The 22,486-nt window shown below is 72.6% G+C and carries 25 protein-coding genes; 13 read left to right on the forward strand and 12 right to left on the reverse strand.

Features of this window, described 5'->3' with window-relative positions; genetic code table 11:
* Positions 1 to 31: 31 nt before the first annotated feature.
* A complete protein-coding gene (locus OCS65_RS00285) occupies positions 32 to 814 on the forward strand; it encodes an enoyl-CoA hydratase (protein WP_263508386.1) in 783 nt (260 codons plus the stop codon).
* 9 nt (positions 815 to 823) lie between these two features.
* Here the strand turns inward: OCS65_RS00285 and OCS65_RS00290 are convergent, their stop codons facing one another.
* The 4 genes from OCS65_RS00290 to OCS65_RS00305 all read right to left on the reverse strand — a co-directional run bounded on the left by OCS65_RS00290 (position 824) and on the right by OCS65_RS00305 (position 3,971).
* Positions 824 to 1,471, reverse strand: coding sequence for a TetR/AcrR family transcriptional regulator (locus OCS65_RS00290; RefSeq protein ID WP_006944631.1), 648 nt, complete (start codon positions 1,469 to 1,471; stop codon positions 824 to 826).
* A 150-nt stretch (positions 1,472 to 1,621) separates the two neighbouring features.
* Complete coding sequence (locus OCS65_RS00295; protein ID WP_231772167.1) at positions 1,622 to 2,284, reverse strand: histidine phosphatase family protein; 663 nt, start codon at positions 2,282 to 2,284, stop codon at positions 1,622 to 1,624.
* Entirely contained in the window at positions 2,281 to 3,195 is a 915-nt protein-coding gene (gene pheA, locus OCS65_RS00300) for a prephenate dehydratase (protein ID WP_065923216.1), read from the reverse strand. The genes OCS65_RS00295 and pheA overlap by 4 nt, the downstream gene beginning before the upstream one ends.
* A 71-nt stretch (positions 3,196 to 3,266) precedes the next feature.
* Positions 3,267 to 3,971, reverse strand: a complete 705-nt coding sequence (locus OCS65_RS00305; protein WP_029546941.1) for a hypothetical protein — start codon at positions 3,969 to 3,971, stop codon at positions 3,267 to 3,269.
* A gap of 82 nt (positions 3,972 to 4,053) precedes the next feature.
* Here OCS65_RS00305 and OCS65_RS00310 point away from each other — a divergent pair, with 82 nt between their 5' ends.
* Complete coding sequence (locus OCS65_RS00310; RefSeq protein WP_263508390.1) at positions 4,054 to 4,881, forward strand: DUF2470 domain-containing protein; 828 nt, start codon at positions 4,054 to 4,056, stop codon at positions 4,879 to 4,881.
* Between the two features lie 74 nt (positions 4,882 to 4,955).
* Positions 4,956 to 7,934, forward strand: a complete 2,979-nt coding sequence (locus tag OCS65_RS00315; protein ID WP_263508392.1) for a serine/threonine-protein kinase — start codon at positions 4,956 to 4,958, stop codon at positions 7,932 to 7,934.
* 224 nt (positions 7,935 to 8,158) lie between these two features.
* Here the strand turns inward: OCS65_RS00315 and OCS65_RS00320 are convergent, their stop codons facing one another.
* Positions 8,159 to 8,428: a hypothetical protein gene (locus tag OCS65_RS00320; RefSeq protein WP_006944638.1), complete on the reverse strand. Its 270-nt coding sequence runs from the start codon at positions 8,426 to 8,428 to the stop codon at positions 8,159 to 8,161.
* A gap of 72 nt (positions 8,429 to 8,500) precedes the next feature.
* Here OCS65_RS00320 and OCS65_RS00325 point away from each other — a divergent pair, with 72 nt between their 5' ends.
* The 4 genes from OCS65_RS00325 (at position 8,501) to OCS65_RS00340 (ending at position 11,352) form a co-directional block, all read left to right on the forward strand.
* A complete protein-coding gene (locus OCS65_RS00325; RefSeq protein ID WP_065923219.1) occupies positions 8,501 to 8,797 on the forward strand; it encodes a hypothetical protein in 297 nt (98 codons plus the stop codon).
* Between the two features lie 143 nt (positions 8,798 to 8,940).
* Positions 8,941 to 9,111: a response regulator transcription factor gene (locus tag OCS65_RS00330; RefSeq protein ID WP_072633908.1), complete on the forward strand. Its 171-nt coding sequence runs from the start codon at positions 8,941 to 8,943 to the stop codon at positions 9,109 to 9,111.
* 32 nt (positions 9,112 to 9,143) lie between these two features.
* Positions 9,144 to 9,947, forward strand: coding sequence for a CPBP family intramembrane glutamic endopeptidase (locus OCS65_RS00335; RefSeq protein WP_006944640.1), 804 nt, complete (start codon positions 9,144 to 9,146; stop codon positions 9,945 to 9,947).
* Between the two features lie 112 nt (positions 9,948 to 10,059).
* On the forward strand, positions 10,060 to 11,352 hold the full coding sequence (locus OCS65_RS00340) for an LCP family protein (protein ID WP_420833255.1): 1,293 nt from the start codon (positions 10,060 to 10,062) through the stop codon (positions 11,350 to 11,352).
* 105 nt (positions 11,353 to 11,457) lie between these two features.
* On the opposite strand, the gene OCS65_RS00345 is transcribed toward OCS65_RS00340, so the two are convergent.
* Genes OCS65_RS00345 through OCS65_RS00360 form a run of 4 tightly spaced genes read right to left on the reverse strand, consistent with a single transcriptional unit; the run spans position 11,458 to position 14,275 of the window.
* Positions 11,458 to 12,372 (reverse strand): DUF5926 family protein, encoded by a 915-nt coding sequence (locus OCS65_RS00345; protein WP_231772171.1) that lies wholly within the window; start codon positions 12,370 to 12,372, stop codon positions 11,458 to 11,460.
* Between the two features lie 9 nt (positions 12,373 to 12,381).
* Positions 12,382 to 13,155 (reverse strand): glycerophosphodiester phosphodiesterase, encoded by a 774-nt coding sequence (locus OCS65_RS00350; RefSeq protein ID WP_065923220.1) that lies wholly within the window; start codon positions 13,153 to 13,155, stop codon positions 12,382 to 12,384.
* Positions 13,152 to 14,138, reverse strand: coding sequence for a DUF4328 domain-containing protein (locus OCS65_RS00355; RefSeq protein WP_072633905.1), 987 nt, complete (start codon positions 14,136 to 14,138; stop codon positions 13,152 to 13,154). The genes OCS65_RS00350 and OCS65_RS00355 overlap by 4 nt, the downstream gene beginning before the upstream one ends.
* The gene (locus OCS65_RS00360) at positions 14,138 to 14,275 is read right to left on the reverse strand and encodes a hypothetical protein (RefSeq protein WP_206531166.1); all 138 of its coding nucleotides are present in this window, start codon (positions 14,273 to 14,275) and stop codon (positions 14,138 to 14,140) included. Before OCS65_RS00360 ends, OCS65_RS00355 begins: the two co-directional genes overlap by 1 nt.
* Positions 14,276 to 14,645: 370 nt before the next feature.
* On the opposite strand from OCS65_RS00360, the gene OCS65_RS00365 reads away from it, so the two are divergent.
* Positions 14,646 to 15,572 (forward strand): LLM class F420-dependent oxidoreductase, encoded by a 927-nt coding sequence (locus OCS65_RS00365; protein ID WP_029546935.1) that lies wholly within the window; start codon positions 14,646 to 14,648, stop codon positions 15,570 to 15,572.
* A gap of 13 nt (positions 15,573 to 15,585) precedes the next feature.
* On the opposite strand, the gene OCS65_RS00370 is transcribed toward OCS65_RS00365, so the two are convergent.
* The 3 genes from OCS65_RS00370 to OCS65_RS00380 form a co-directional block, all read right to left on the reverse strand.
* A complete protein-coding gene (locus OCS65_RS00370) occupies positions 15,586 to 16,182 on the reverse strand; it encodes an Rv1733c family protein (RefSeq protein WP_006944648.1) in 597 nt (198 codons plus the stop codon).
* Between the two features lie 150 nt (positions 16,183 to 16,332).
* Positions 16,333 to 17,001, reverse strand: a complete 669-nt coding sequence (msrA, locus tag OCS65_RS00375; protein WP_006944650.1) for a peptide-methionine (S)-S-oxide reductase MsrA — start codon at positions 16,999 to 17,001, stop codon at positions 16,333 to 16,335.
* A gap of 9 nt (positions 17,002 to 17,010) precedes the next feature.
* A complete protein-coding gene (locus OCS65_RS00380) occupies positions 17,011 to 18,114 on the reverse strand; it encodes an acyltransferase family protein (RefSeq protein ID WP_006944652.1) in 1,104 nt (367 codons plus the stop codon).
* Positions 18,115 to 18,399: 285 nt separating this feature from the next.
* On the opposite strand from OCS65_RS00380, the gene OCS65_RS00385 reads away from it, so the two are divergent.
* From OCS65_RS00385 to OCS65_RS00405, 5 genes are all read left to right on the forward strand, one after another.
* Complete coding sequence (locus OCS65_RS00385; RefSeq protein ID WP_263508396.1) at positions 18,400 to 19,023, forward strand: superoxide dismutase; 624 nt, start codon at positions 18,400 to 18,402, stop codon at positions 19,021 to 19,023.
* A 181-nt stretch (positions 19,024 to 19,204) separates the two neighbouring features.
* Entirely contained in the window at positions 19,205 to 19,732 is a 528-nt protein-coding gene (locus OCS65_RS00390; RefSeq protein WP_006944656.1) for a hypothetical protein, read from the forward strand.
* Positions 19,733 to 19,990: 258 nt separating this feature from the next.
* Positions 19,991 to 20,698: a TMEM165/GDT1 family protein gene (locus tag OCS65_RS00395; RefSeq protein ID WP_161995337.1), complete on the forward strand. Its 708-nt coding sequence runs from the start codon at positions 19,991 to 19,993 to the stop codon at positions 20,696 to 20,698.
* Positions 20,699 to 20,822: 124 nt separating this feature from the next.
* The gene (locus tag OCS65_RS00400; protein WP_029546932.1) at positions 20,823 to 21,242 is read left to right on the forward strand and encodes a MarR family winged helix-turn-helix transcriptional regulator; all 420 of its coding nucleotides are present in this window, start codon (positions 20,823 to 20,825) and stop codon (positions 21,240 to 21,242) included.
* Complete coding sequence (locus OCS65_RS00405) at positions 21,239 to 22,465, forward strand: MFS transporter (RefSeq protein ID WP_072633903.1); 1,227 nt, start codon at positions 21,239 to 21,241, stop codon at positions 22,463 to 22,465. Before OCS65_RS00400 ends, OCS65_RS00405 begins: the two co-directional genes overlap by 4 nt.
* Positions 22,466 to 22,486 lie beyond the last annotated feature (21 nt).

Consider the following 22,486-nt stretch of genomic DNA (forward strand, 5'->3'; position numbering starts at 1 on the left):
CCGTCCCGAGAACCCCACCCCCGGAGGACCCATGACCATCGATCCCGTCGGCGTCGACGTCACCGTCGACGACGGCATCCTGCGCGTCACCCTCAACCGGCCCGCACGGATGAACGCCGTCACCACCGCCACCCTCGAGGCCGTCGCCGACGCCTTCGAGAAGCACGCCGGCGACGACGCCGTGCGCGTCGCAGTCCTCACCGGCACCGGTCGCGCCTTCTGCACCGGCGCCGACCTCGCCGGCAAGGACCTGTCCGCTCCGCCGTCGGCCGGGACCATCGACGCCGCCAACCGCACCGTCGCCGCGATCCGCGCCTTCCCGCGCCCGGTCATCGGCGCCGTCAACGGCCCCGCCGCCGGCGTCGGCGTGTCCCTCGCCCTGGGCTGCGACCTCACCGTCGCGGCCGAGTCCGCCTACCTGCTGCTCGCCTTCACCCGCATCGGCCTCATGCCCGACGGCGGCGCGACCGCACTCGTCGCCGCGTCGATCGGCCGTGCCCGTGCCCTGAAGATGGCGCTGCTCGCCGAACGGCTGCCCGTCACCGAGGCACTCGCGGCCGGGCTGATCGCCGAGGTGCACCCCGACGACGACTTCGCCGCCGCCGTCGACGCGCTCGCCACCCGGCTCGCCGCCGGACCGGCCGAGGCCTTCCACGCCACCAAGGACGCGATCAACGACGCGACCCTCGGCGAGCTCGACAGCGCGTTCACCCGCGAGCGCGCCGGGCAGCTCGAGCTGCTGGCGTCCGCGGACTTCCACGAGGGCGTGAGCGCCTTCCAGGAGAAGCGGACGGCGGTGTTCGGCCGGAGCTGAGCCCGCCCCTCAGGGCTTCGGGGGAGGGGTAGCGCCGACCGTCTTGAGGGCGATCGCGACGTACTTGCGCGCCACCTCCTCCGGGCTCAGGGAGCCCTCGCGGTGGTACCACCGCGGGATGGACTGGCACATGCCGAGCAGCGCACGGGTCGTCTCGGCCGGATCCTCGACGTCGAACGCCCCGCGCCGGGTCCCGTCCTCGACGATCTCGAAGACGAGCTTCTCGATCTCCTTGCGCACCGCGCGGTAGCGCTGCCGGTTCTCGGGGCTGAGGTAGCGCACCTCGCCCTCGAGGGCGGCGAGGCGGGGACGGTTCGTCATGCGCAGCACGATCGCCTCGATGGCGTTGGAGAGCCGCTGCACCGGATCGTCGCCGCCGTCGGCGTCGGCGGCGTAGGCCCGGGTCATCACGTCGCTGGTCGAGAGCTCGAGCAGCGCGATGAGCAGGCCTTCCTTGTTCTCGTGGTGGTAGTACAGCGCGGGAACGGTGACGCCGACCCGGCGGGCGATCTCCCGTACCGAGGTGCCGTGGAACCCGGTCTCGTAGAAGGCGTCGAGCGCCGCGGAGAGAATGGGAGTCAGCTCCATCGGCTCGAGGCGACGCCAGTCCGGCGCAGCGACACCGTCCGCGACGGTGTCGTCGGTGGAAGTTCCCATTGCCGTACCCAACCTATCGATCGCTACATTCGGACGGCTCGAGGATACCTGTGCGGCGGCCCCGGCCGGGACGCCTGCGCACTCGGGGACTCGCCGCGAGCGATGGACGCGCGCAGGAAGCACCACGGCGCGGGGACGACGAGGTGGGGGCTAACCCATCGGATCGTCGGCGCCGGCGCGTCCGGTGTCGTGGAACGGCGCCTGGAAGGTGCCCCAGCGCACGCACTCCCAGCCGCCGCCGGGCAGCGGGACCAGTTCGACGCTCTGGGTGTTGGCGAGGTGGTTGCTGGTCGCGAAGCTGCCCGGCACCCGGCCGAGGTGCGCGGCGACGAGACGGATGGCGGCGCCGTGGCTGACCACCACGACGTCCCCCGAGCCGTCGTCGAGGTAATCGGTGCGCAGCGACTCGACCACCGGCAGGTACCGGTCCAGGACGTCGAGGCCGGATTCGCCGCCGGGCACACGGTCGCGCAGGTCGCCGGTGTGCCAGGACTCGTACACCTTCATGAACAGCGCGTGGGATTCCTCGTCGCTGCGGTCCTCGAGCTCACCGACCTGCACCTCGTGCAGGCCTTCGCGGACGACGGTGGTCACACGGGCGGCGATCTCGACGTGCTCGGCGGTCTGCCGGGCGCGCAGGGCCTGCGAGGCGAACAGGGCTGTCGGCGGCTGCTGCGCGAAGCCCTGTCCGAGGGTGCGGGCCTGCGCGACGCCGAGGTCGGTCAGTTCGGCGCCCGGCAGCTTGGTGTCCAGGCGACGTGCGACATTCGCCACCGTCTGCCCGTGCCGGACCAGGATCAATCGGCCGCTCAACGCTCTTCCTCCCCGCGCCGCAGCCGTTGCAGCCACTGCGCATCCTCTTCGTCCGATACCGGGGCCACACCGTGCTGGGACACCGCCGCCCAGGAGCCGAGGAACCGCACCTGCGCGAAGCGGTGCAGCGCCTTGAGCGCCTCGGCGACGAGCGCGTCGTCGATGTGGCCGACACAGTCCAAGTGGAAAAAGTAGGTCCCGTATTCCTGGCGGGTAGGGCGGGACTCGATGCGGGTGAGGTCGATGCCGCGGGTGGCGAACTCGGTCATGGCCCGCACGAGGGAGCCCGGTTCGTTCGGCAGCTGCAGGATCACGGAGGTGCGGTCGATGCCGGTGCGCGCCGGCGTGGGGGCGGGCCGGGTGGCGAGCACGAACCGGGTGCGGGCGCCGGCGTGGTCGGCGACGCCGTCGGCGAGGACCGGCAGGCCGAGCCGCTGCCCGGCCAGGGCGGTGGACACGCCGGCGTCGGCCTTGCCGGCGGCGACGTCCTCGGCGGCGCCGGCATTGGACGAGGCGGCCACCACGTCGGCCTTCGGCATGTGGTCGACGATCCACTGGCGCACCTGCGCGGCGGCCACCGGATAGGCGTGCACGGTGCGGACCTCGTCGAGCGTGATGCCCGGCCGGGCCACGACGGTGAAGGCGACGTCCAGCTCGGTTTCGGCCACGATCTGCAGGCGCGGGCCGACCGCGAGGGCGTCCATCGTGGGGGGCACCGAGCCCTCCACCGAGCTCTCGATGGGCACCACTGCGCCGTCGACCGCGCCGTCGCGCACGAGTTGCAGCGCCGCGGGCGGGCTGGCGGCCGACACCCGCTCGACCGGGCCGTCGAAGGTGCCGGCGTCCTCGAACCGGGCGAGGGCCATCTCCGTGAAGGTTCCGGTGGGGCCGAAGTAGGCGATGCGGGGCACGCCTAGAAGGGTACGCATCGAACGTGTCCGGGCCCTGTCATCGCGGCAACGGGGTCATCGCGGCAACGGGGTCATCGCGCCGCCAGGCCGAGGGCTGCGAGGTCGCGCGCGACGCCGGCCGGGTCGTCGACCTCGACGGCGAGCAGGATCTCGCGCACGGCCGCGGCCGCCTCGGGGATCAGGGCGGTCAGCCGGCCGGGGTCGGGCGCGGCGAGGGCGGCGCGCACGTCGTCGCCGCGCAGGGCCGCGACGGTGGCGGCGAGCAGGGCGAGCACCTCGTCGGCGTCGCGGGCTCGGGCGACGTAACCGGTGCCGGCGTGGGCGAGGACGGACAGGAAGTCGGCGATCTCCCCCACGTCGCGTCCGGTGGGCAGGCCGGGGCTGTGTCCGGCGCCGACGAGTGCGCGGGCCGTCACGGGCAGGTCACCGGCGTCGACGTAGACGGTCAGAGGGGCGGGTACCGCGACGGCGAGCGCGTCGTCGAGGTCCGCCGCGGTGCAGTCGAGCTGGTAGCGGACCGGGACCGGGCGCAGGCCGGCCAGGCGCTCCGCGTCGGGGGCGACGTCGAGTTCACCGACGATCCGCACCGCCCCGGTGGTCTCCCCGAGGGCCTCGGTCAGCGTGGACACCGGCACCACGGGGTCTCCGATCGCGTCGAGCGCGGGGGCGGCGAGCGCGTCGGCGAGGGTCGGATGCCGGCGGGTGAGCAGTGCGGTGAGCAGGCCGCGGGGCTCCTCGCGGGACGGCGGCATTCCGAGGGTGAGCGGGATCGGCACGTCTCCAGGCTAGTCGCCGGGGTGTTGCGACCCCGCTCACCATGACTTAGGTTTGCCTCACCTACCATTCGAGGAGGATTCGATGCCGGCCACCACCGCCCGTTCCGCGCCCACGACCGCCGAAGCGGTCCGCACCGCCGTCGCCCGCACCGGCTCCGTCGCAGTTGTCACCGGCTCCGCCGCAGTTGCCACCGGCTCCGCCGCAGTTGCCACCGGCTCCGCCGTACTCGCCACCGACGGGGCCGCGCCCGTCACCGCGGTGCTGCACCACCTGCACAGCGACGGCGACCTGCTCGTCGTCGTCCCCGACGACTGTGCCGCCGTCGCGCTGACCTGGCAGCGCGGCGCCGCGGGCCTGCACGCCGTGCTGGAACTGACCGACCACTCGCCGCTGCGGCTGCGCAACCCCGTCCGCTCGCTCATCTGGCTCAGCGGCACCGCCCACGCCGTCGCCGAACCCCGCCGGCTCGCCGCCGACATCGCCGCGACCCTGCCCCACCCCGCGCTGCTCGACGTCGGGCACCGCGCCGAACTGCTGCGCCTACGGCTCACGTCCGTCGTCGCCGCCGACACCACCGGCGCCGAGTCCGTGGAGGTCGCCGACGTCCTCGCGGCCGCGCCGGACCCGTTCGCGGCCGTCGAGTCCGCATGGTTGCAGCACCTCGAGCAGGACCACGGCGACCTCGTCCACCGCATCGCCCGGCACATCCCCGTCAACGACCGGCGCGGCCGCATCCGGCCTCTCGGCCTGGACCGTTACGGCCTGCGCCTGCGACTCGAGTCCGGCCGCGGCGACCACGACGTCCGGATTCCGTTCCCCGAACCCGCCGACGACGTCGAGTCCCTGAGCCGCGCCCTGCGCCGCCTCGTGGGCTGCCCGTTCGCCAACGGGCTGCGCGCGAGGCACTGATCGGGCCCCGCGCTTCGGCGGTATCCTCGAGTCAGCACTCCCCCGAGCGCGTCGCACGCCGAAAGCCGGGAACCATGGCCGATTTCGATCCGGAAGCCACCCGCCCCGCGGGGCAGGGGATCGCGGCGGAACTCGCCGCGGCGGGGTTCGACGACGCCCTCGTCGTCGGCCGGGGCGGCTTCGGCGTCGTCTATCGGTGCCGGCAACGCTCCCTCGGGCGCACCGTCGCGATCAAGGTGCTCTCCTCCGACCTCGACGCCGAGAACCGCGAACGGTTCCTGCGCGAGGGGTTCGCGATGGGCGGGCTGTCCGGCCACCCGAACATCGTCAACATCCTCCAGGTGGGCGTCACCTCCACCGGCCGGCCGTACATCGTGATGCCCTACCACCCCAACGACTCGCTGGCGGTGCGGGTGCGCCGGGACGGGCCGATGCCGTGGTGGGACGTCGTCCGCGTCGGGGTCAAGCTCGCCGGCGCCCTCGAGACCGCCCACCGCGCCGGCACCCTGCACCGCGACGTCAAGCCCGCCAACATCCTCGTCACCGAGTACGGCGAGCCGCAGCTCACCGACTTCGGCATCGCCCGCATCGCCGGCGGCTTCGAAACCGCCACCGGCGCCTTCACCGGATCCCTCGCCTTCACCGCACCCGAGGTGCTCGAGGGCAAGCCGCCCACCCCGGCCTCGGACATCTACGGTCTCGGCGCGGCCATGTTCGCCCTCATCACCGGCCGCGCCGCGTTCGAGCGACGCACGGGCGAGGAGATCATCGCGCAGTTCCTGCGCATCACCAGCCAGCCCATCCCGGACCTGCGCCCCCACGGCATCCCCGACGACGTGTGCGCCGCCATCGAGCACGCCATGTCCGTCGACCCGGCCCGCCGGCCCGCGACCGCGGCCGACTTCGGCCGCGAGCTGCAGCAGACCCAGGCCCGGCACGGCCGCCACGTCGACGACATGGCCCTGCCCGGCGAGCTGCGGTTCCACGACCAGCCGACGGGCCGGCACCCCCTCGCGAAACCCGTCACGGCCACACCCGTCACGGCCACACCCGTCACGGCCACCGCGGCACCCGTCAAACCCGCACCGCCGGGACCGAACGGTCCCCCACCGCCACCGCCGCCCGGCCCACCCCGCCCGAGCGAACCCCCCGCGCGACGAACCGTGCGGCTGCCGGTGCTGCTCGCCGTGCTCGCCGTCGCGCTGCTCGCCGTCGCGGCCACGGCGGTCTACGTGGCGACACGGCAGCCCGGCGACGCCGGGACCGCCGCGGCCGGCGAGACCACCGAGGTCGCCCCGACCGCCGCGTGGCGACCGCTGCGGGACGCGCCCACCGCCCGCCAGCAGACCGCCGCCACCGTCGCCGACGGCACCGTATGGGTGTTCGGCGGCCTGGACGACTCCGGCTCCTCCCCCGCCCACGAGGGCTACGACCCGGCCATCGACACCTGGAAGGCCGGACCCGACCTGCCGATCCCGCTCAACCACGCGACGGCCGTCACGTGGGACGGCGTGCCCGTCGTCCTCGGCGGCTGGATCCCGGACGGCCCCGACCTCACCGCCACCGCATCGAACCGGGTCTTCGCCGTCCGCAACGGTGAATGGGTGGAGATGCCACCGATGCCCCGGGCCCGTGCCGCCGGCGCCGCCGTCACCATCGGAAACAAGATCTACGTGTTCGGCGGCCAGGCCGACGACACCCTGATCCGCCCCACCGACGTGTTCGACGGCACCACCTGGACCACGGTCGCCGACCTGCCGACCCCGCGCGAGCACCTCGCGGCCGCGACCGACGGCACCTACGCCTACGCCATCGGCGGCCGGGACCTGTCCGCCGACAAGAACGTCGCCACCCTCGAGCGCTTCGACCCCACCACCGGCGCGTGGACCGCCCTGCCCGACATGCCCACCCCGCGCGGCGGGCTCGGCGCCACCTACATCGACGGCCGCATCGTCGCCGCCGGCGGCGAGGAACCCACCCGCGTCCTCGCCGACGTCGAGGCGTTCGACCTGACCACCGGCACGTGGTCCGAGCTGCCGGACCTGCGGACCCCGCGGCACGGTCTGGCCCTCGGCGCGGTCGGCGACACCGTCTACGCCATCGACGGCGCCACCGGACCCACCCACGCCGAGTCGACCTCCGTCACCGAGGCGCTGCAGATCCCGCCGCGCCGCGTCCAGCCCGGGCCGGCGTGGCGGCAGCTGCGCGACGCCCCCACCGCCCGCCAGCAGACCGCCGCCACCGTCGCCGACGGCACCGTGTGGGTGTTCGGCGGACTCGACAACAACGGGTCCACCGCCCGGGTGGAGGGCTACGACCCGGCCATCGACACCTGGAAGGTCGGACCCGATCTCCCCCTCCCGCTCAACCACGCGATGGCCGTCGAGTACGCGGACGAGCTGGTCGTGCTCGGCGGCTGGGTGCCCGAGGGCGCCGACCTCACCGCCCGACCGTCGGATCGGGTGTTCGCGCTGCGCGACGGGCAGTGGACCGAACTCCCGGCCATGCCGCAGGCGCGTGCCGCCGCTGCCGCCGTCACCATCGGGGACAAGATCTACGTGTTCGGCGGTCAGGCCGACGACACCCTCCTCGCCACGACCGACGTCTTCGACGGCAGCGGCTGGAGCACGGTCGCCGACCTGCCGACCCCGCGCGAGCACCTCGCCGCCACCACCGACGGCACCTACGCCTACGCCGTCGGCGGCCGGGACCTGGCCGCCGACAAGAACGTCGCCACCGTCGAGCGCTACGACCCCGCCACCGACACCTGGACGCAGCTTCCCGACATGCCCACCCCCCGCGGCGGGCTCGGTGTCACCCACCTCGACGGCCGCATCGTCGCGGTCGGCGGCGAGGAACCCACCCGCGTCCTCGACGACGTCGAGGCGTTCGACCTGACCACCGGCACCTGGTCCGAGCTGCCACCGATGGGCGTCGCCCGGCACGGTCTCGTCGTCGCGACCGTGGGCACCACCGTCTACGCCGTCGACGGCGCGCAGCGGCCCACCCACGCGCAGTCCACCGCGTTGGCGGAGGCACTGGACTTCTGGTGAGGAAAGGCCGCTTCGCGGCCGGTGTGTCCTTCAGGTTGCCCCAGCCGCCCGAAGAACACACCGCGGCCCTACCTCCTCCGCGCCACATGACGCGGCCGACCGGAGGTCATCGTGGTCGGCCCACCGACGACCCGCCAGGCATGGACGGGAATGTCATCTCCGACGAACGACCGACGAGGACCCGTTCGAAGCTTGCACACCGCTCCGCGCCCGCACTCCGAGGGTCAGGGCTTCGGCGTGGCGGAACGTGCCCGCCACCAGCCCACCGCACCGGTGACGAGCAGCGCCCCCACGAGCGAGCCGATGATCCCGCTCGGCCGTAGCGACAGTCCGTCGCCGGCCAGAAGACTGACGAGCAGCCCGCCTACGAAGGAACCGGCGAGCCCGGCAGCGAAGGCGAGGGTCCAATCGATCCGCCCCGCCGACCTGCCCAGCAGCAACTGGGCCGCGGCGCCGACGACCATGCCGAACACGAGGATTCCGATGAGCAACATGGCGACAGCATAGACGCTGAGATCGAATGCGAATGATTATCGGGGCGAACGTCTTTCGGGACTCTCGCCGCTGTGGTGTTCACCGCGGCCGACCGGAGGGACCCCGGACAGCGCACGTCGAGTGCGGCCCACCCGTTCGCCTCGACTGTCGCTGCGCTGGGAGACGTCCGTGAACTCACCCGTGCGCGGGAACTGCTCGACGGTGTGCCCCCGAGCGACGAGCACGGGGTCCCCTGGCCGGTCTACACGCGTATGGCGCACGCCCTGCTCGTGGAGAGGTCGGTCGGGTCCGCCCGTGCGATCCACCTGGCCGATCCGCTGCGGCACACCACGAACGTCCCCGTCGTCACGGCACTGACGGCGAAGTGATATCGCCGTCCTCGTCACCCGAAGCGCGCTGTCGAGGTGTCGGCAACCCCTCCGGCGTGCAGGCTCTCGCGTTCGTCTAGGCGAGCCGCCTTGTCGCCGCACGCCTCGTCCGGGCCGACGAGACGCTCGCGGCTGCTCGGGTACTGTCCGCCCGGGAGCGGGAGATACTCGCCTACCTCCGCACCCCGATGACAGCGGAGGAGATCGCCGCCGCGCTGTTCGTGTCCGTGAACACCGTGCGAACCCACCAGCGCTCGATCTACCGCAAGCTGGGCGTCAACTCCCGTCGGGACGCGATCAAGATCAGGATGTGAGAGGCCCGCCGCGACGCGGCACAATCGCGACCGTGACGATCCGTACCTGGCTGACGCCACCGCCCCGGCCACCCGCCGAGCCCCTCGACCCGACGGCCCGCCGCGCCCTGTGGGTCGAGGTCACCATCGTCCTGCTCGTCACCTTCGGCCTGAGCGGGCTGTCGTCGATGCTGTCGCTGCTCGAATCCGCACTCGCACCGGAGCCGCTGTCCGACCAGACCGTCGCGCTGAACGTCCCCCGCTCGTCGCAGCAGTTCATCGACCTGGCCCGGCAGGTACTCGGCATCGTCCGGTTGCTGGCATGGGCTGCGCTCGGGGTGTACCTGCTGTGGCGCAGCGGCATCGGCCCGAAGGCGATCGGCTTCGCCCGGGACCAGCTGCGCCGCGGCCTGCTCCCCGGCGTGGGGCTGGCCGCGCTCATAGGAATCCCCGGGCTCGGCCTGTACCTGGTGGCACGGGCGGCGGGCATCAACCTCACCGTCGCGCCCAGCACTCTCGAGGACTATTGGTGGCGGCTGCCGGCGCTGGTGCTGTGGGCGATCGCGAACTCCGCCGCCGAGGAGGTTCTCGTCGTTGCGTACCTGATCACCCGACTGCGGCAGCTCGGCTGGTCGGAGAACTCCTCGCTGCTCGCCTCGTCGCTGCTACGCGGCAGCTACCACCTCTACCAGGGCCTCGGCGGCGGGCTCGGCAACGTCGTCATGGGTCTGGTGTTCGGCCGGTACTGGCAGCGCACGTCGCAGCTGTGGCCGCTGGTGGTGGCGCACGCGCTGATCGACAGCGTCGCATTCGTCGGCTACCAGGCGCTGCGCGGGCACGTGTCCTGGCTGCCCTAGCCCGGGCTGCGTACATTGGGAGGTCGTGAACGGCGACCATCCCGACCCCCGGCCCCGGCCCCGGCCGCCGCATCAGCCTCCGCAGATGCCGCCGCCGCGCCGCCCGGCACCGATGGGCCGGCCGGCGCCGCCGTCGTCGCCGTCGCCGGAGGGACCGCAGATCATCCGTCGCGACGGACGTCCCCCCGCCCCGCAGCAGGCCTGGTCGCAGGCGCCCACACCGCAGTACCGGCCGCCGGCACCCCCGCCGCGGCAGCCGCGGCCGGCCCCGCCGCCACACGAACCCCCGAGGCAGCAACCGCCGAGGCAGCAGCGCGACTGGGCGCCCAGACAGACCCCCGAACCGTACGACGAGCCGCGCCGCGCCGCGGCGCCCCCACCGCCGGCCCCGCCGCCGCGACGTCGGCCCACCCCGCCCGCGCCCGAGCCGGCCCCGCGCCGTCGCCCCGTCGGCGCCCGTCGCCTGCTGCGCCGCGCCGCGATCGTCGTGCTGGTGCTGATCGCCCTCGTCGGCGCCGGTGCCGTGTACCTCGACGGCAAGCTCACCCGCGTCGACGCGCTCGCCGACTACGACGACCGCGTCGGCGACACCCCGGGCACCAACTGGCTGCTTGTGGGGTCCGACAGCCGCACCGGCCTCAGCACCGAGCAGGAGCAGGAACTCGCGACGGGTGGGGAGACCGGCCCGGACCGCACCGACACCGTCATGCTGATCCACGTGCCCAGCGGCGGCGGGGCCACCACGATGGTGTCCCTCCCCCGCGACTCGTACGTCCCGATCCCGGGCCACGGCCAGGACAAGCTGAACGCGTCGTTCGCGCTGGGTGGTCCGGCGCTGCTGGTGCAGACCGTCGAGGGCGCCACCGGCGTGCACATCGACCACTACGCCGAGATCGGGTTCGGCGGCTTCGCCTCGATCGTCGACGACCTCGGGGGTGTGGACGTCTGCCTGCCGCAGGCCATCGACGATCCGCTGGCGGGGATCTCCCTGCCGGCCGGCTGCCAGGAACTCACCGGTCCGCAGGCCCTCGGCTTCGTGCGCACCCGCGCGACGGCGCTGGCCGACCTCGACCGGATGAACAACCAGCGGCTGTTCATGTCCGCCCTGCTCAGCAAGGCCACCGGCCTGAGCACGCTGCTGAACCCGGTGCGGATGTGGTCGCTGGCCTCCGGGGTCGCCGGCTCGTTGCGGGTCGACGAGAGCGACCACATGTGGCACCTGGCCCGGCTCGGGTGGGCGATGCGCGGCGAGACGGTGACCGCCACCGTCCCGGTCGGCGGCTTCGAGGACGTCTCCGGGATCGGCAATGTGCTGCTGTGGGATCGGTCGCGGGCCGTGCCGTTCTTCGACGCGTTGGCCCAGGACCAGCAGATTCCGCCGGAACTGCTGACGCCGCCGTCGTGAGCCCGCTCGCCCCGAGCCGAGCGAATGTATCGCTCATCTCCGTAGGCCGACGGAACGATACATTCGCTCGGCCCGGGGTCGGGCCGGGGTCGGCGACGGGACGGGTCAGCGCAGAGTGACCTGACGACTGCGCAGGCCGTCGCGCGAGCGCCGCTCGGCGGCGGTGAGCGGCGCGTCGACCGCCAAGGCATCGGCGAGCCGGGCACCGAACTCGGCGGTCGGGGCGACCCACTCGTTGGGGTGCCGCTCGGGGTCGAGATCGAACACCGGCACGAGCAGGCCGTGGGTGCGGAACGATCCGGCGAACCGCGAGCCCTCCCCCAGGTGCAGTCCGCCCGCGGCGTGCACCCGCGACAGCGCGGACATCAGGGTGTCCTCGTCCTCCGGACGCACCCAGCGCAGGTGCGCCTTCTCACCGGCATCCACCCACCAGGCGGCGACGACGCCCTCGCCCTCGAGCCGTGCGGACGGCATGATCGCGTCGTTGGCGTGCTTGACGGTGTGCGCGACGTCGGGTGAGACCTCGACGCCCTCGGGGATCCACCAGTCGAAGTCCTGGTGCACGGTGATCTCCGGGACGACGTCGACGTCGATCAGATCGTGCAGGCGCGGCTCGTCCGGTCCGGGTTCGGCGACGGCGAGCGACGACCCGGCCTCCGCCTCCCGGGCCCACGCGATCGCCGCGCCGAGCTCGGCGGCCGGGTCGGGGCCGGCGGCGGCGAGCTGCAGCCCGACGTACGCGGTGGTCTCGTCGCCCTCCTCGCGGGCGAGCGCGGCGACGGCGCCGGGCAGCACGGTGGCCGCGCGGACGGTCCGGCCGGGCGTGGTCAACGGCAACGTGAACACCGCCGACGGAACGAACTCGCGCAGGGCCACCAGGTCGCATTCGAGGGCGAGACCCTCGAACGGCCGGGTGACCGTGGCAGCCTCGGCCTCCCGGGCGAGCCGGCGCTGCTCGAGCTTCGCGGCACGGTTGCTGCCGGGCTTGGGTCCGCTGTTTCTCTTACTCTTCTTGGCCACGGCGCAAAACTACACGCCGCGCGAAGCGCCGAGCAGAAGCTTGGTGCGCCCCGGATGATTGGTGGCCACCCAGCCGACGCCGAGGTCGCGGCACAGTTCGACGTCGGCGGGATCGTCGACGGTCCAGCAGTAGGTGGCGCGGCCCGCGGCAGCCGCCTTGTCGACGAGCTCGGGGTGCTGGCGCAGCGTGAGGATCGAGGGGCCGATCGCGGTGGCCCCGACGGTGGTGGCGGCGCTGCCCCCGAGATAGCGGGAGGTGTCGCCGAGGAGCACCGTCGGCAGCAGCGGCGCCGACCGCCGCACCCGCCACACCGCGGCCGCCGAGAACGACATCACGACGACGCGGGAGAAGTCCGCGGAGGCGGGGGTGGCGAGCCGGAAGCGGGCCAGCTCGGCGAGGAGTTTGGCCTCGACGAGCCCGCCGTAGCGCACGGGGTGCTTGGTCTCGACGAACAGCTTGACGGGCCGGCTGGTCCAGTCGAGGGTCAGCTCGATCAGCTGCCGCAGCGTCAGCAGGCGCGCCGGCTCGCCGGGGGTGCCGTAGTCGAGCTCCCCGAGCTGGGCGAGGGTCATCTCGCTGACCAGGCCACTGCCGGTGGAGGTCCGGTCGACGGTGCGGTCGTGGATGCACACGAGATGCCCGTCGCGGGTGAGCCGCACGTCGCATTCGAGGCCGTCGGCGCCTTCCTGCAGCGCGAGTTCGTAGGCGGCGAGGGTGTGCTCGGCCCTGGCGGCGGAGGCCCCGCGGTGCGCGACGACGCGGGGTTCGCCGGCCGCCGTCACGAGGCCACCGCCTCGTCGGTGCGCGCGCCGACCGGTTCGATCGGCGCGATGGGTTCGTACTTGGGGCCGGTCGCCACGGTGCGGCGGGGCAGGCGACGGGGACGGCCCCGCAGGTCCTCGTCGTCGAACAGCCGCACCACGTGCAGTGCCGCGACGGCGACGGCCGCGGCGAGGGCGGCGGTCACCGCGGCGAGCAGCACCCCGTCCGCCTGCGCCTGCAGGGTGTCCCTCTGCCGCCACAGCACGTTGACGACGAACAGCACGCCGCCGAGCACCCACAGCACCCACCACGTGCGCACTGCTCGCCGTAGCCGCGGGTCGTCGGGACCGGTGATCTCGGTGAGGAAGACGCCGGGCATCGCGAGGTTCACGCCGGGCACGAGGCACCCGAGCAGCAGCGAGATCCGGCCGCGCGGGTCGGCGGCACCGCGGGCGGCGAACAGCCGTCGCCGCACGCGGATCAGCCGCAGCGTCGCCGCGACCCCGGCGGCGAGGGCGACGGCAGGGCCGCACAACTGGGTGGCCCACACCAGGGCGTCGGACGCCGCGAGAGCGAGCGGGTCGACGAGGCGCGTGCGGTTGTACAGCAGCAGCCCGTAGCGGACGGCCTCGGCGACGGCGGCGAGGCCGAATACGACGGCGGTTCCGGCGAGCAGGGTCGGGGCGAGATCCGCGAGGGTTTCCTCACGCGACGGGGTCGACGGCTCGCCGGCCGGGCGAGGATCGGCAAGGCCCCAGCGCGGCACCTCGTGGTAGCGCGGAGCCGGGCCCGCCGGCCGCCGTCGCGGCCGGGGACCGTCCTGGCCGGAGCGGGCCTGCGGCGGCCGTGCCACCCAGCGGAAGTTGCGGCGCCCCGGTGGAACGGGGGCCGCGGTGTCGTCGGGGGACAGCAGCAGCCCGCGGCAGCCCGGGCACCACTGCCGGGGCTGCCAGGACACGGGCCAGCGGTGTCCGCAGCGGACGCAGATCTGGTAGGCGGCCATCAACAGATCTTCGCCGAGGCGTCGCCGTCGTGCCCGAGATCCCGTTCGCCGGCCTTGCGCACGTCGAGCAGCACGACCTCGGGACCGATCGGCGGCACGTCGGCGACCGTGACGGTGGGCACGTCGGGGAAGCTCACACCGTCAATACTGGCACGCCGCTGCGGCGCATGCAGCGACCACCGGGGATCCCGCCCGCCCCATGGAGAAGGGCCGCCCGCCCGATTCGCCCCGTCCCGGCGGGGTCGGGTGAAAACGCCTCCGCCCGGGAGTTATCCACAGTTTCCACAGCTTCATCCACAGAGGGCTCAGTTTCCACAGCGGCACATCGCCTCACTCCGGGAACATTTCGGCGGTGAGCGGCCGGGCTGCTCGCGTCATTCGTTGCCCCACAGGCATCTTCTGCACCACCACCGCGCACGGTTCACGGCTTCCGGTGCACCGTCGGCGGCGAGTGCGCACTTCGGCGCAGACCGACGCGGTCACCGGCGAACTGAAATGATCGACGGCATGGAACTACGGATCTTCACCGAACCTCAGCAGGGTGCCACCTACGACGACCTGCTCGCCGTCGCGCAGACGGCCGAACGGCTCGGCTACGGCGCCTTCTTCCGTTCCGACCACTATCTCGCGATGAACTCCGCCGGCCTGCCCGGCCCGACGGACGCCTGGATCACGCTGGCCGGCCTGGCCCGGGAGACCTCCACGATCCGGCTGGGCACCCTGGTGACCTCCGCGACGTTCCGCCACCCCGGCCCCCTCGCGATCACCGTCGCCCAGGTCGATGCCATGAGCGGCGGCCGGGTCGACTTCGGGCTCGGGGCAGGCTGGTACGAGGAGGAGCACCTCGCCTACGGCATCCCCTTCCCGTCGCTGAAGGAGCGCTTCGACAAGTTCGAGGAGTCGCTCGCCGTGATCACCGGGCTGTGGCAGACGCCGGTCGGGGAGACCTTCTCGTACGAGGGTGCGCACCACCGCATCGTCGATTCACCGGCGCTGCCCAAACCGCACCAGCGCTCCGGTCCGCCGATCGTGATCGGCGGCGGGGGCAAGCGCCGTACTCCGGCCCTCGCGGCCCGGTACGCGGACGAATTCAACATCCCGTTCCAGTCGGTGGAGGCCACCGCGGCCCAGTTCGCCCGCGTGCAGGACGCGTGCCGCGCGGCCGGCCGCGACCCTTCCGAGCTGACGTACTCGAACGCGCTCGTGCTGTGCTGCGGTAGCGACGAGGCGGAGATCGCCCGCCGCGCCGCCCGGATCGGGCGCGAGGTGGACGAGCTGCGGGAGAACGGTCTCGCCGGCACGCCCGCCGAGGTGGTCGACAAGATCGCCCGCTACGCCGAGGCCGGGTCGCAGCGCATCTACCTGCAGGTGCTGGATCTGGCCGACCTCGACCACCTCGAACTGGTGGCGCGGGAGGTCATGCCGGAAGTGTGACGACGAGGCGCGGTCAGTGGCTGCTGGTGGAACCGAGGAAGGCCGCGATTTCGCGGCTCCATTCCCGGTTGCGGGTGCGATCCAGCCGCCACCGGCCGTAGCCGAACACCGCGGCGGCGAGCAGGGCCGCGGCGAACCAGAGCGAAAGCCCGACCAGGACCGAGGAGATCTTCGCGCTCGTCGCGCTCAGCGGCGCGAGCGCCTGTTCGCCGTTCGGATCGACCCAGATCTGCACGTCGGCGCCGGCGGGTGTGCCGTAGTCCACCGTGACGTCACCCCGGCGCTTCTCGTCGCCCCAGGCCCAGGTGGCGGGCGCGGACGCGGAGGCCACCATCGTGAGCTCGCCGGCAGTGGCGTCCGTGGTCTCGGCCGCAGCCTGCGTCTTCGCCGTCACGAGGGTGCGTTCGGCGGTCTGCTGCACGGCGAGGGCCGACTGGGTGTCCCAGGTGCGGGCGCCGACCCAGCCGGCGAGGGGGATCGTCGCCAGGACCAGGAGCAGCACCGCCACGGCGAGTCGCGCCTCGGCACGGTCGGTGCGCCGGATCAGCGGGTGGCGGCCGCGCAGCCCCCGCCGCAGGACCCGCAGGTATCCGCTCGTGTTCCGCATCATCTCGGCCTCGATCCTCTCCCCCGTGACAACTCCCTCTTTCCAGAGTGATACGCACAGCTAACGACGGCAAGGCGTTCCGGCCAACGTCACACAACCCGGAAGTCGCCGATGCCGATCCGTTCGGGACCGAGCGCGGCGCGGGGCGTGGCGTCAGGCGCCGAGGCCGACCGGGCAGCTCACCCCGGTGGCGTGGACGGGGCAGTAGCCGTTCGGGTTCTTCGCCAGGTACTGCTGGTGGTAGTCCTCGGCGTAGTAGAACTGCGTGAGCGGCGCGATCTCGGTCGTCACGGCGCCGTAGCCGGCCGCGGCGAGCCGGGCGCCGAAGTTCTCGGCGGTGGCCTCGGCGATCTCGATCTGCCCCTCGTCGAACGTGTAGATCGCCGAGCGGTACTGGGTGCCGTGGTCGTTGCCCTGCCGCATGCCCTGCGTGGGGTCGTGGTTCTCCCAGAACTGCTTGAGGACGCCCTCGTAGGAGATCACCTTCGGATCGAACACGACCAGCACCACCTCGGTGTGCCCGGTCCGGCCCGAGCACACCTCCTCGTAGGTGGGATTCGGGGTGTATCCCCCGGCATATCCCGCGGCCGTGGAGTACACGCCCTCGAGCCCCCAGAACTCCTTCTCCGCACCCCAGAAACAGCCCATGCCGAGAACGGCGGTCTGCATCCCTTCGGGAAACGGCGGCATGATGCGGTGCCCGTTGACGTAATGGGTGTCGGGAACGGGCAGCGGCTCGGCGCGGCCGGGCAGCGCCTGCTCCTGCGTGACCATCACCGACTTCGAACCCGCACGGGCGAGGATGTCGTCGAACCAGGACATGCCTCGATGCTACGCGCGCGGCTTCTCCACGGGTTCCGTCTCGGCCGCCACCTGGGGCGACGGGCGTGGCGACAACCACCGGGCGGTGATCCAGCGGGCGGCCGGCACCTCGACGCCGCGGTAGAGCAGTTCGGCGACGGCCGCGCACACCACCACGAAGGCGAGCACGGCACCGGTGCGGCCGAGGTGGGCGACCGTGTTCTCGTACACCCGGTAGAGCACCAGCGTGTGCACCAGATAGATCGCGTAGCTGCGGGTGGCGGTCCAGTGCAGCACCCGCGAGCGGGCGAACCGGCCGTCGATGCGGGAGAGCAGGACCACGCACGCGGTGACCACGACGATGGTCCACAGGTAGCGGCTGCCGGCCCAGTAGACCTGGTAGTCGGTGGCCAGGTGCACCACCTGGACCTGGGCGAGCAGCGCGACGATCAGCCACCGCCGGGACGTCAGCCGCGCCCAGCCGAGGTACACGATCTGGCCGAGGAACACGGTCGGCATCGTGGCCGCGACCTTGGACAGGAACGGCACCGTGTACGGCTCGGGCAGGTAGAGGTTGTACAGCAGCACCAGCATGCACACCACGGCGCCGAGGACGGGCACCACGATGGGCCGGGTCCGCAGGAGCGGCCGGGCGGCGACGCAGTACAGATAGAACGTGATCTGCACGGCGAGGGTCCAGGTGACCCCGAGGACCGCGACCTCGGGCTTCAGGAAGAACCCGCCCAGGAAGAAGCTGAGCACGGCCTCGACGCCGGAGACGCCGGTCTGGCCGCTGAACATCCCGTTGATCCCGAGCCGCACCAGCAGGATCGCGGCGAGGATCGCAACCCAGAACGCCGGCAGCAGCCGCGCGCTGCGGGCGACGAGGAAGCGCCGCGGTTCGTCGCGGATCGCGGAGCGGGTGATGAGCAGCCCGGTCAGGGTCATGAACATCGCGACCCCGAGGAACGACAGGTGCTGATTGAGGCCGGCGCCCTCGACGAGCACCCGGTACACGACGTCGATGACCCACCAGCCGGTGCCGAGGTCGTCGATGAGATAGAAGGAGATGTGCGAGTACAGCACCGCCAGGACGGCGACGGTGCGGAGCAGGTTCACACCGGGCAGGTCCACACGTGGCGCCGGGGCGTCGTGCGTCCCGTCGCTCGCGAGGGGCCGAAACACCCGACGATGTTAAGGGCCCGTTCACCCGCCGGCCGAATTGTCCGGCGTTTCCGCAGGTAGGTCGTCGGTCCCTTTTCGGACGCCGCCGCGACGCCCTCCGCCGCCACCGCCGCCCCGCACAACCGGCTGCGCGGGCGGTATTGCAGAGGGTGTACTTATGGGTTTGGGTGGAAACCCAGAAGTACTTGAAAATCACGCACGGGCCCCGCCGGGCCCGAAGAGAAGGGATCCTTCGTGGCTGAGTACACGCTTCCGGACCTGCCCTACGACTACGCCGCGCTCGAGCCGCACATCTCGGCGAAGATCATGGAGCTGCACCACAGCAAGCATCACGCGACCTACGTCGCCGGCGCCAACACCGCCCTCGAGAAGATGGCGGAGGCGCGGGAGAGCGGCACGATGGCGGCGCAGGCCACCAAGCTGGAGAAGGACCTGGCCTTCCACCTCGGTGGCCACACCAACCACTCCGTCTTCTGGAAGAACCTGTCGCCGGAGGGTGGCGACAAGCCGGACGGCGAGCTCGGTGCCGCGATCGACGATGCGTTCGGTTCGTTCGACGCGTTCCGCGACCACTTCTCGGCGAACGCGAACTCGATCCAGGGCTCCGGCTGGTCCATCCTGGCCTGGGACTCCATCGGCCAGCGGCTGATCATCGTCCAGCTGTACGACCAGCAGGGCAACATCCCGATCGGCCTGACCCCGCTGCTCATGCTCGACATGTGGGAGCACGCCTTCTACCTGCAGTACCAGAACGTCAAGGCCGACTACGTCAAGGCCTTCTGGAACATCGTGAACTGGGCGGACGTGCAGGCCCGCTTCGACCGCGCCCGCACCCAGACCGCCGGTCTGCTGGTCTAGTCGCGTCGCACTTCGCGAAGGGGATGCCGGATTCCGGCATCCCCTTCGCGCGTTCCGGAGGGACGCGCGACGGGGCTGGCACTCGGGGGCTCTTGTGTGCCAGCGGACGAAACGGTCATTCTTCACCTACCCAACGGCGTGTATCGGTCATCGACTGTCGTCACACCGAGGAGGTAGCGGGATGAGTGGGAACGAACAGATCGGCCTCGCCGCCTTCCACACCGGAGGATCCCTGCGGGGATTCGTGGTTTCGGGGCGGTGGCCGGAGAGCACGCGGGAATGGGCGCAGCTGCTCGCGGTGACGGTGCGGGTGGCGTCGCTGCCCGGCCTGCTGACCACGTCGACGGTGTTCGGGGTACGGGAGGAACTGCCCGACGACCCCGCGCCGGGCACGGTGGGCCTGGTGCTCGCGGAGGGTCCGGTGATCGGCGACGAGGCGGTGGAACCGGGCCGGTTCGCGGCGCACCAGCCGCCCGCCCTGATCATGCTGCACCCGCCGTCGGAGACGCGGCCGTCGCTGCCGGAGTGCACGGGCGCGGCGTCGGGGTGCGTGCTGCTGCCGGGGCTGCCGCACCTGGGCCTCGAGCACCGGGCCGCGTGGGTGGAGGCGGAGGCCGACGGGACGGTGACGTCGCTGGTCAGCCGGGTCGGAGTCGATCCCAACAGCGATCCCGACACCGCGGTTCTGGCCATGCTGCTCGCCGCCTGACCGGAACCCGCACCTCGAAGTTCGGGTTTCCAAACTTATTGCCGCCTTTGCCTTTTCGTGCAGCCCACGTTATGGTTGCCTAAGCGAAGGGGAGTAGCCCACAATCGCCCGGTCGACATACTGGCGTTCAGCCCGGCCCGGCGAACCGGATTCCGCACCGGTGGGCGAGACCTTCGGCCGCGACGCACCCGCGTCGCCCGGCCGGAGGAAGGTCCCCACCTCCTCCACACCGACACGCGAGGAGGAGGAACCCCCGGTATGTGGTCCGCCCTGGTCCTGAGTTTCGCCGTCGTGTTCGTCGCCGAACTCGGCGACAAGTCGCAGCTCATGGCGATGACGTTCGCCTTGCGCTACCGCTGGTGGGTGGTCCTGTCCGGCATCCTCGCGGCCACGACCGCGGTGCACCTCGTGTCCGTCGCCGTGGGCCACTACCTGGGCCTCGCGATCCCCACCTCGGCAATGGCGATCGTCGGCGGCCTGGCCTTCCTGTTCTTCGGCCTGTGGACGCTGCGCGGCGACTCCCTCGACGAGGACGAGCAGGGCAAGGCCGCCCGCGTCACCCGTTCGGCCTTCCTCGCCGTCCTGTCGGCCTTCTTCCTCGCCGAACTCGGCGACAAGACCATGCTCGCCACCATCGCCCTGGCCGCGGACAACGACTGGGCCGGCGTGTGGGTCGGCTCGACGATCGGCATGGTCGCCGCCGACGCGCTGGCCATCGTCGTCGGCGCCGTCCTCGGCAAGCACCTGCCCGAGAACGCGATCCGGCTGGCGGCGGCGGCGCTGTTCTTCGGGTTCGGCGCCTGGATGCTCGGCGAAGGCCTGGCCCCCGGCACGCCCGCCGGCCCGGTCGCGGGCGGGGTGACCCTCGCCGTCGCGCTCGCCGTCGTGACCGGCCGGGCGCTGCTGCGCCGCCGGACCGAGGTCGCACGGGTCCCCGTCGCCGTCGAGGCACCCGCCGAGCGGTAGAGCACCGCGCGGGTGCCCTGCGTCCGCCTCCCCAGGAGTATGCTTGCCGATAGGCAAGTAAATGGAGGTGGGCATCACGACCGCACACGACCGCTTCGACGAGGAAGACGTCAACCGCCTGCGCGTGGCGCTCGGCCGCATCGCGCGCCGCGTCGACCGCCGCACCGCCGGCGCAGGTGGACTCACCCGGTCCCAGTTCTCGATCCTCGCCACCGTCGCCCGGCGCGAGACCGTCGGCGTGCGCGAGCTCGCCGAGATCGAGGGCCTCAATCCGACGATGCTCTCGCGGATGCTCGGCAAGCTCGAGGACGCCGGACTCCTGACCCGTTCCCCGGACCCGGACGACAAGCGCGTCGTCCGCGCCCACATCACCGAGGCCGGTGCCCGTACGTTCGCCGACCTGCGTCGCATGCGCACCGCAGTGTTCACCGAGCACCTCGCGGAACTGTCCCCCGAGCGGCTCCACGCCCTGCACGACGCCCTGCCGGCGCTCGAAGCGCTCGCCGAGCAGATGTGCCGTCGCTCCGCGGAGGAGCGCCGATGACCGTCCTCACCGACCTGCGCGGCCAGACCTTCGCCGCCTTCCGCGGCGCCAACTTCCGGCGCTACATCAGCGGCCAGGCGGTCTCCCTGATCGGCACGTGGATGCAGACGGTCGCTCAGTCGTGGCTGGTGCTCGAGCTCACCGGCTCCGGCACCGCGATCGGCCTCGTCCTGGCCCTGCAGACCGTGCCGATGCTGCTGCTCGGCCCCTACGGCGGGGTGGTCGCCGACCGCGTCGACAAGCGCCGGCTCATGATCGGCCTGCAGTCCGCGATGGGTGTGCAGGCCCTGATCCTGGGCCTGCTCACCGTCACCGGTGCCGTCCAGCTGTGGCACGTGTACGTCCTCGCCGTGGTGCTCGGACTCAACCAGTGCTTCGAGAACCCCGCCCGCCAGTCGTTCATGCTCGAACTCGTCGGACCGGAGGACCTGCGCAACGCCGTGAGCCTGCAGTCGGTGCTGGCGTCCGTCGCGCGCCTGATCGGCCCGGCCGTCGCGGGCCTGATCATCGCCGTCGGCGGTCTCGGCGTGTGCTTCCTGCTCAACGCGCTCAGCTTCGTCGCCGTCGTCGCCTCCCTGGCGAGCCTGGACCTGTCCCTGCTGCGCCCGTCGCCACCCGCCGCCCGCGCCCGCGGCCAGCTCCGCGAGGGGCTCACGCACGTGCGGCAGACCCCGGCACTCGCGGTGCCGCTGCTGACGATGGCGCTGGTGGGCTGCCTGGCGTACGAGTTCCAGGTGGTGCTGCCCGTGGTCGCGCAGCAGACCTTCGGTGCCGGCGCCGAGACCTACGGCTTCCTCACCGCCGCGATGGGCGCCGGCGCCGTCGTGGGCGGGCTCGCCGTCGCCACGTGGGGTCGCACCGGCACGACCGCCGTGGTGGCCACCTCCGCGGTGTTCGGCGTGGTGCTGCTCGCGGCCGCGGTGGCGCCCACGCTCGAGCTCATGCTCGCCGCGATGGTGCTGGTCGGCGTCCTCAGCGTCGCGTTCACCGCCACCACCAACAGCTCCCTGCAGCTCGCCGCGGCCCCCGGCATGCGCGGGCGCGTGATGGCGCTGTTCGCGGTGGCCTTCCTCGGCTCCACCGCGATCGGCGGCCCGATCGCCGGGTGGGTCAGCGAACAGTGGGGCGGCCGGGCCGGACTGCTGCTCGGCGCCGCCGCGTGCCTCGTCGCCGCGGGCGTCGGCGCGACGCGCCTCGGACGCGACGGCGGGCCGGAGTCGTGACCCCGGCCGCCCGGTGCCGGG

This window comes from Rhodococcus aetherivorans, assembly GCF_025722975.1.
GTDB lineage: Bacteria > Actinomycetota > Actinomycetes > Mycobacteriales > Mycobacteriaceae > Rhodococcus > Rhodococcus aetherivorans.